Source organism: Endozoicomonas sp. ONNA1 (genome assembly GCF_024606325.1).
Taxonomy (GTDB): Bacteria; Pseudomonadota; Gammaproteobacteria; order Pseudomonadales; family Endozoicomonadaceae; genus Endozoicomonas_A.
The window spans coordinates 1-8,025 of the sequence record NZ_JAHHPN010000141.1; the positions used below are offsets into that span (position 1 = coordinate 1).

Genomic DNA, 8,025 nt, shown 5'->3' on the forward strand with positions numbered 1-8,025 from the left:
AGCCTGCTGAATCCCGTCAGATACCGGCCGCTGCCAGACGAGATGACAAGAAGCGTATCCAGAAACTGGAAAAAGAACTTAAACGCAAAGACAAGGTACTTGCTGAAAGCACAGCACTGCTGGTTCTGACAAAAAAGGCAAACGCGATCTGGGGAGGGCGCGGGGACGATTGATCCCTCTCCCTGATCGCAAGGAAACCGTTGCTTTAATCCAGAGAGCTGTTTCACAGGGTGCACGTAAAGTGAAAACCTGTGCTGCGCTCACCTGGCGATACGCACGGTTCAGCGCTGGCAAAAAGATATAGAACAGGTGCGGGAAGATCACCGTCTATAAGCACACCCGCCAATGCCTGCCAACCAACTTTTTATGTCCTCAGACACCAGAAATAATCAGAAGCCATTCTGAAGTTCATTAAGCCTTAGTAATGTGTTGAGTTTTTATCACAAAGAGGAAGGCTCTGCCTCCACAAGAAGGTCGAGCCCAGCCCGATGACGGGATTCCCAATGATCCAGAGCTTCAATAGCCAATTGCCTACCCACAGCTGCAATCTCGTTAAAACGGTGAAATTCGTAGAATTGACAGATATTACGAGGCACGTTGACCAGGACGTCTGGCTGATAGCCCGCCATTTTGTATCGGGAAAGAGACTCCTGCATCACTTCCATGGATTGGTTGGAAATTTCCATCAGGCTCATGGAAGCACTGAGTTCATCTTGGGATTTCTTACTCTCATTAACACCTACAAGCTTGTCAATAAGACCGTCAAAAATGGATTTTTTGCCCTTTTCTCCCTCTTCAACCTCCTCATTTTTCTGAAAAGGATTAGCCAGCAGGTCAACAGCTACCACCATATCGGCCAGAGCTGACCCCGCAGGTGCCATTGGCAAAGGATTAAGCACGCCACCATCTACCAGCACCTGACCATGCATTTCTACTGGACTGAACAAAGAAGGAATGGCACATGAAGCACGAATAGCTGTCACCAGATCACCCCGCTGGAACCAGACTTCCTTGCGATTGGTCAAACTGGTAGCTACGGCTGTATAGGGAATCGGCAAGTCTTCTATTCGGCAGTCGCCGATAATGTCGCGCATGCGTTCAAACAGGCGATCACCCTTTATGACACCTGGACGCCCCAAAGAAATATCCAGCAAACGGATAATCTCGAACGAATCAAGGGTTTCTGCCCATTGACAATACTCATTCAGTTTACCCGTGGCCCAGAGACCACCGATCAGTGCGCCCATGGAAGCACCGGCTATTGCCGTAATTTTGTACCCTCTGGCTTCCAGCTCACGAATTACCCCGACATGGGCATAACCCCGGGCTCCACCACTGCCTAAGACCAGAGCTACTCTTTTTGTCATTGCTCTTGTGTCCTGTGAGTTGCTTGCGTTGGGCAATAGAATGAACCCTCTCAGACCTGAGGTCTATAGCACACTGATACTTTTCTCTTACTCGCAATAATGTTTAACGTGAATCAGCAGGATATGCCTCTGTGTCTCTACCTTTCCCTTGAGGAATGACCTGAATCTCAACCGATGACCGGATGGATGCCCTTTATATCATGCTTTTGCGGCCATTTTTAAATAATAAGTAGCTTTTGGCTGAACTACTAACTTCATTGTCAGCTTGATAGCGAATTCAGCACTTATTGCCACTGCTTTTACCTTTCGGTCAGGTAATCTTCCACAAGAATTAGCGGCAGCAGCCATGCTTTTAGAAATATTAACCAAGCCTCTGGCGGCGGATCGGAATGTTATGTCAGATACACTCTTTGATATTAAATTCTCTTCAACTTGACAGCTACTTACCTTTCGGGCTCGAAACCTTCCTGAGTCATCCTGGGTAGCAGTATTGACCGAGCAATCTGAGCTTGTTCTTAAATGGGCAGGCCAGTTTTGACCGCAAAGTTTTTCTAAGATCATATTAACATCCTTATCATAAGACTTTGCTTCAATACATTAACCATAGGGATTGGGTTCACATCTCACAATTAGATCAAAGTATTACCTCTCTGTAGGGAACAATTTCGAGACAAAGCTTGATATGAAAGGGGGAATAGGTGGCCGATAACTCTGAAGTCATGTTTATACAGGGGTTTGTTCTTGCAGAGGTACCTGGCAGGTATTGCTTTACTGTACGGTGTACTTGTAGCCTCTGACTGTCCTGTTTTATTCTAGAAAAACACCCTCTTCCAGTAAAAGCAGACTGAGGTAAATCATGCGTCTTGAAAATGTGCGCCTGCATCAACAGGAAGGTCTGTTTGATATCCTTTTTGATCAGGGTAAAATTCTCAGCATCACTGTCACTGGCACACAACGCCAGCCTGACACCGATAGTTTTGATGCCGGTGGTAAGCTGGCATTGCCCCCCTTCATTGATCCTCATGTCCATCTGGATACCTGCCTGACGGCAGGTGAACCGGTCTGGAATCGTAGCGGCACCCTGTTTGAGGGGATTCAGAACTGGTCTCAGCGCAAAAAAATACTGACACACGACGACGTCAGGCAACGAGCAAAAAAAGCACTGTCCTGGTATGTAGGCCAGGGCGTTCAGCACGTTCGCAGTCATGTCGATACTACCGACCCGGACCTCACTGCCGTTCATGCTTTGCTCGAGTTGAAAGAGGACGTTAAAGATCTCATTGACATCCAACTGGTCGCTTTTCCCCAAGAAGGAATCCCGTCTTTTCCTGAAGGTTCAGAGCTTCTCGAAGAAGCTATGAAACTCGGCTGCGACGCTGTAGGAGGCATTCCCCATTTTGAATACACCCGTGAATATGCTCTGAACTCTCTTAATACTGTCTTTGACCTTGCAGAAAAATACGACAGCCTGATCGATATTCACTGCGACGAAATAGACGACGAACAATCCCGGTTCGTAGAGACAGTGGCCTCTCTGGCACTGGAACGCAACATGGGGCAGCGTGTGACTGCCAGTCATACCACTGCAATGCATTCCTATAATAACGCCTATTTTGTGAAGCTGATGCGCCTGCTGAAACGTTCTGGCATCCACTTTATCGCCAACCCGGTGACCAATCTGAATCTTCAGGGGCGAATGGATACTTACCCGAAACGTCGCGGTATCACTCGCATTCCAGAGCTGCTTGAAGCGGGTATAAATGCTTGCTTCGGTCAGGACGACATTGTTGACCAATGGTTCCCGATGCAGGGCTGTAATATGCTGCAAGTGTTGTTTACGGGTCTGGTGGGTTGTCAAATGACAGGGCTGGACCAGATCAACCGGGGCATCGACCTGATTACCGGAAACAGCGCAAAATGCCTGAATATTCACGACCAATACGGTATTGAAGAAGGGAAACCCGGCAATTTGATTCTGTTGGACTCTGAGACAGTATTTGATGCCATCAGACGGCAGTCGGTGGTAACTCACTCTTTCCGTAACGGCCAGCTGATAGCAGAAACCAGACCTGCACAGACATCTGTCAAGGCAAATCAATCGCTGTCTGGCAATATCGATTATTCTTTTTGCCCTCAGTAAGCTTTTTACAGCCTCTCTTGGACGGCATTCGAGGTTGACTCTTCCCTCCCGGGACCAGCCTGCTGAAAAAATCATTTCCCCCTCTTGGGGACGTCATATTATTCACGTTAGAATGACCGCCTTAAAATGAAAACATAGCCCGGTGCAGTCTCACACTTTCGCACTTATGGCAGTCAACCGTCCTTTTTAGTCGTAACCAAACCATGAAAAACAGCGATTTACAGGCTCGCTTCAACGCCATACGCTCCAACAAGATATTTGAACTCTTTGTCGTCAGCATCATCATCTTCTCTGCCCTGGTTATTGGTGCAAAGACCTACAACCTGCCAACCTACCTCGAAAGCACTATCAGTGTGCTGGATGTCGGCATCACACTCTTTTTTCTGGTGGAGATACTGATCCGCTTTTTTGGGGAAGAGAACAAAAAGAATTTCTTCAAGTCCGGCTGGAATCTCTTTGATACCCTGATTGTGATCGTCAGCCTGATCCCGGTCAGCGATACCGAGATGGCTCTGGTGGGCCGATTGATCAGAATTTTCCGGGTGCTGCGGATGATTTCAGTTATCCCCGAGCTTCGACTGCTGCTGAACTCACTACTGAAAGCCCTGCCGCAACTGGGTTACGTCATGCTGCTGATGTTCATCATTTTTTATATCTATGCCGCTGTTGGCAGCACTTTCTTCCTGAATATCAACCCTGAACTCTGGGGTAATATTTCCGTCAGTATGCTAACCCTGTTCAGGGTCATGACTTTCGAAGACTGGACCGATGTCATGTACGAAACCATGACCGTCTATCCATTAAGTTGGGCTTACTATCTCAGTTTTATTTTCTTCACGACGTTCGCGTTTCTGAACATGATCATCGGCATTGTCGTCAATGTTCTGGAGGAAGAGCGTCAAAAAGTGCGTAGGGAAGAAGAAGCTGTAAAGAATAAGGGTCAACCTACCCTTGAAGACCTTGAGCAGCAGCTGAACGGAATCAAACTACTCCTGCAAAAGGAAAGCCACTGAATGAGCCGCTGCCAGACTGTTTAGTCTGGCAGGTTGGACGTGTTCAGAACAGACGGTTCAAACCATCCAAAGTAGCCACGCGGTAGGCTTCGGCCATAGTCGGGTAGTTAAATGTGGTGTTCAGGAAGTAGCGAATATTATTGGCCTCTCCCTTCTGGGACATCACCGCCTGACCAATGTGTACGATCTCGGATGCCTGGTCACCGAAGCAGTGAATACCCAGCACTTCGCCGGTATCGCGGTGGAACAGGATTTTCAGCATACCAACAGTTTCGCCGGTAATCTGGGCACGGGCCAGCCTTGAGAAGAAAGCTTTGCCCACTTCATAGGGCACAGCTGCGGCTGTCAGCTCTTCTTCGGTTTTACCCAGCGAGCTGATTTCCGGAATGGTATAGATACCGGTCGGTACTTCGTTGACAAAACGCCATTGACCGGCATGTTCAATATTACCTGCGGCAGACCTGCCCTGATCATAAGCGGCACTGGCGAGACTGGGCCAGCCAATCACATCACCCGCTGCGTAGATATGATCGATCTCTGTCTGATAGTTCTCATTAACAGACAATTGCCCCCGACTGTTCGGCTTCAAACCTATCAGTTCAAGGCCCATGTCCTGAGTATTGCCCGTTCTGCCATTGGCCCACAGAAGTATATCTGCTTTCAGTTTCTTGCCCGACTTCAGGTGCATCACCACACCGTCGTCCAGCATTTCTACTTTCTGGTACTCCTCATTGTGACGAATGATGACGTTCATTTTCCTCAGCTGATAGCCCAGCGCATCGGAAATCTCTTTATCCAGGAAGGAGAGCAGACGATCACGGGTATCCACCAAATCCACCAACACACCCAGACCAGAGAAAATAGAGGCATACTCAGAACCAATAACACCGGCTCCGTAGATGATCATCCGGCGTGGAGTGGTGGTTAGCTGAAGAATGGAATCACTGTCGTAAATCCGTGGATGACGGAAGTTGACATCAGCAGGCTGGTAAGGACGGGAACCGGTGGCAATCAGGATATTGGTACCATGAAGCTTTTCGACATTGCCATTTTCCTGCTGAACCTCAATGGTATGTTCATCGACAAAGGAGGCATGACCAAAATAAAGATCAATCCGGTTTCGGGCATAATACAGGGTACGGGACTGCACCTGTTTCTGAATAACACGTTCAGCCGTCTTCAGCACCTTGGGGAAGCTGAACCAGCGGGGCTCGCCAATCTCACGAAACATGGGATTGGTGTTGAAGTCCATGATCTGTTTGACAGAGTGCCGCAGAGACTTGGAAGGTATGGTGCCCAAGTGGGTACAGTTACCACCGACAAACGCATTCTGCTCAACGACCGCAACCTTCTTGCCCAGCTTGACAGCGTTCATTGCTGCGCCCTCACCCGCTGGCCCGGAACCCAATACAACCAGATCGTAGTGACTCACGCCCATCCTTTAACCCTCAAAGCGGTTCAGGCAGCATTGCAGCAGATCATTATCCGAGTATGCGGAGATCGATCGTACTGCAACGCTTCCTTATTTTTATTAATTTCCTCAAAGGCTGTTCATATTTTTTGAGGAACAGCCTCTCAACTTTCAACAGAGAAGCATCCGACCCTCTGTACTCTGAAACTCTGGTTTTTCCGGATATAACTTGAACTAAGTACCTGACTTCTTTACAGCCTTGTCGGCAGTCGCATCATAAAACAGATGCTCCATATCCTTATGTTGACCTTCAGAGAAAGGGTCGTTCTTATCCCCTCCGCCACAGATCATGCAGCCATCCTTGAGGCCAAGGTTACTCAAACCACCACAGGAGCCCTTGATCGGTTTGTTGGCAACAATGACACCAATGGCCATCAGGGCGATCAGTACCAGAAAGGTTCCAAATGTAATCAGCATCAGTGTCATGATATTACTCTCCTGACCAGAGGCCCGAATCTAAAAAAACAGTCTTGCTTATTCATCAAACATCTTGCGGGCACTGTTTTTAGCACAATAAGTGCGCTGTCGTTGGTAATGGCAGGTAAGGTCATCAATCCGGCCATTTCTCAATTCTGTTTTGGCAGATAGGGTTTAAATGCATCACTGCTAACTGCGTCAAAGCCTTTATCTGTATGATAGGTAAAGTAGGCCGCGATTCCCTCTCTGTTGGCCAGCTTCAGGCCTTCTTTATCACCCAAAACCATAAACAGGGTCGCCAGTGCATCAGCTTCTGCAACATTATCCTCAATCACAGCCACTTCTGCCAAACGCCCCATCTCAGGACGACCAGTTCGCGGATTAATCGTGTGGGAATACTTGTGGCCATCCACTTCAAAATAATTCAGATAGTCACCCGATGTTGCCATGGCTTTGTTTTCCAATTCAACAATCAGGGCAGGCTTACTATCGGTCATGGCTGGTCCACGGATACCCAGTTTCCAGAGAGAACCATCTGGTTTAGGGTCACCGACTTTGACCTCACCACCGATCTCAACCAGATAACTGTTAATGCCTTCTGAGTTGAGCAGATAAGCCACTTTATCGACACCGTAACCTTTGGCAATAGAGCTGAGATCGACAAAGACGTCTTTGGTTCGGGTCAGTAAATCGTTTCGGGTATCTGCTATAACTGCCTGATAACCCACTTTAGCTTGGGCTGCGGCAATCTCTTCATCAGAAGGCAACTTGGCCGGATAGTTATTTATCATCCATTCTATAAACTCCGGGGCTTGCTTATCAGCGGTACCAGACGATGCTTTTTTGCTTTGTGAGGGTTGCCTGCCGGCATCAGAAGGACCAAAGCCCCACAGATTGACCACTGGACCCACAGTCACATCGTAAGCACCATCCGACATGCGGGAAATCACCAGACTTTTTTCAACAAGATCCACCAGCTCATCGGAAGCTTTGAATGGCTTCCCGATTTCAGAGCGGTTGAATTGCATCAGTTCGGAATCTTCACGGTAAGTTGACATACTGTCATTAATCGCCTCCAGCAGCCCGTCAACCTGCTTTTTAACATTGTCTGTCGAATGGGAAAAAGGCCTGGAAACATAGGTAATAGTGTAAGTAGTACCCATGGTTTCACCCTTTATGTGCTTCAGGGTAGGGCGCAAAGACAAAGCATAAAAGCCAACAGCCAGAAGAATTAAGCCAATCAGCAGTGACCGCTTGTAGGATTTGGACAACAACCTGTTCTCTCCCGTTGAAGCTGGAAAAGCCATTCTGACACTTCCAGAATTCGTTCAAGGAGGCGCAGTGTACCACCGGGAGTGGTGAATCGTCATCCGTACAGAGCACCAGCGAGCGTTCTTATCTGAGCACGCCCTCAGCGCTGTTAGAGTTCATCCCTTGAATCAAGGAGATTCGGCTTCACAACGCCCTTTTCGTCCACCACATGGGTAGTAAAAGAATGGAAGTAGTTCAATCCGGTTAATGGATAGCTCAGCCCCTCCAGCTTGTCGGGGCGGGTGTAGCTTGCAGAAGCTTTTTCCCAATTGCATTGCCTGGGCACTATCCAGGCACCTTTTTTCC

General features: G+C 48.2%; 8 protein-coding genes. 2 read left to right on the plus strand and 6 right to left on the minus strand.

The genetic code is table 11. The features are described from left to right. Window positions 1–440: 440 nt before the first annotated feature. Together KDK19_RS03335 and KDK19_RS03340 are read right to left on the minus strand one after the other, a co-directional pair. The gene (locus tag KDK19_RS03335; RefSeq protein WP_257291332.1) at window positions 441–1,367 is read right to left on the minus strand and encodes a patatin-like phospholipase family protein; all 927 of its coding nucleotides are present in this window, start codon (window positions 1,365–1,367) and stop codon (window positions 441–443) included. Between the two features lie 198 nt (window positions 1,368–1,565). Then, entirely contained in the window at window positions 1,566–1,928 is a 363-nt protein-coding gene (locus tag KDK19_RS03340) for a hypothetical protein (protein ID WP_257275057.1), read from the minus strand. A gap of 295 nt (window positions 1,929–2,223) precedes the next feature. On the opposite strand from KDK19_RS03340, the gene codA reads away from it, so the two are divergent. Together codA and KDK19_RS03350 are read left to right on the plus strand one after the other, a co-directional pair. After that, window positions 2,224–3,507 carry a cytosine deaminase gene (codA, locus tag KDK19_RS03345; protein WP_257281406.1) on the plus strand — a complete coding sequence of 428 codons (1,284 nt, stop codon included), beginning with the start codon at window positions 2,224–2,226 and terminating at the stop codon, window positions 3,505–3,507. A gap of 203 nt (window positions 3,508–3,710) precedes the next feature. After that, window positions 3,711–4,520, plus strand: a complete 810-nt coding sequence (locus tag KDK19_RS03350) for an ion transporter (RefSeq protein WP_257274373.1) — start codon at window positions 3,711–3,713, stop codon at window positions 4,518–4,520. A gap of 43 nt (window positions 4,521–4,563) precedes the next feature. Here the strand turns inward: KDK19_RS03350 and sthA are convergent, their stop codons facing one another. The 4 genes from sthA to KDK19_RS03370 all read right to left on the minus strand — a co-directional run. Further along, window positions 4,564–5,958 (minus strand): Si-specific NAD(P)(+) transhydrogenase, encoded by a 1,395-nt coding sequence (sthA, locus tag KDK19_RS03355; protein WP_257287215.1) that lies wholly within the window; start codon window positions 5,956–5,958, stop codon window positions 4,564–4,566. A 207-nt stretch (window positions 5,959–6,165) separates the two neighbouring features. Next, on the minus strand, window positions 6,166–6,417 hold the full coding sequence (gene nqrM, locus KDK19_RS03360; protein WP_257274371.1) for a (Na+)-NQR maturation NqrM: 252 nt from the start codon (window positions 6,415–6,417) through the stop codon (window positions 6,166–6,168). Window positions 6,418–6,557: 140 nt separating this feature from the next. Continuing rightward, on the minus strand, window positions 6,558–7,715 hold the full coding sequence (locus KDK19_RS03365) for an FAD:protein FMN transferase (RefSeq protein WP_257274370.1): 1,158 nt from the start codon (window positions 7,713–7,715) through the stop codon (window positions 6,558–6,560). 113 nt (window positions 7,716–7,828) lie between these two features. After that, the coding region (locus KDK19_RS03370) for a hypothetical protein (protein ID WP_257291333.1) at window positions 7,829–8,025 on the minus strand (197 nt) is incomplete at its 5' end.

Excerpts from the sequence above, each read along its gene's own strand:
- nqrM (WP_257274371.1), bottom strand. The coding sequence starts at position 6,417 with ATGACACTGATGCTGATTACATTTGGAACCTTTCTGGTACTGATCGCC.
- sthA (WP_257287215.1), bottom strand. The coding sequence starts at position 5,958 with ATGGGCGTGAGTCACTACGATCTGGTTGTATTGGGTTCCGGGCCAGCG.
- KDK19_RS03335 (WP_257291332.1), bottom strand. The coding sequence starts at position 1,367 with ATGACAAAAAGAGTAGCTCTGGTCTTAGGCAGTGGTGGAGCCCGGGGT.
- KDK19_RS03340 (WP_257275057.1), bottom strand. The coding sequence starts at position 1,928 with ATGATCTTAGAAAAACTTTGCGGTCAAAACTGGCCTGCCCATTTAAGA.
- KDK19_RS03350 (WP_257274373.1), top strand. The coding sequence starts at position 3,711 with ATGAAAAACAGCGATTTACAGGCTCGCTTCAACGCCATACGCTCCAAC.
- KDK19_RS03365 (WP_257274370.1), bottom strand. The coding sequence starts at position 7,715 with ATGGCTTTTCCAGCTTCAACGGGAGAGAACAGGTTGTTGTCCAAATCC.
- codA (WP_257281406.1), top strand. The coding sequence starts at position 2,224 with ATGCGTCTTGAAAATGTGCGCCTGCATCAACAGGAAGGTCTGTTTGAT.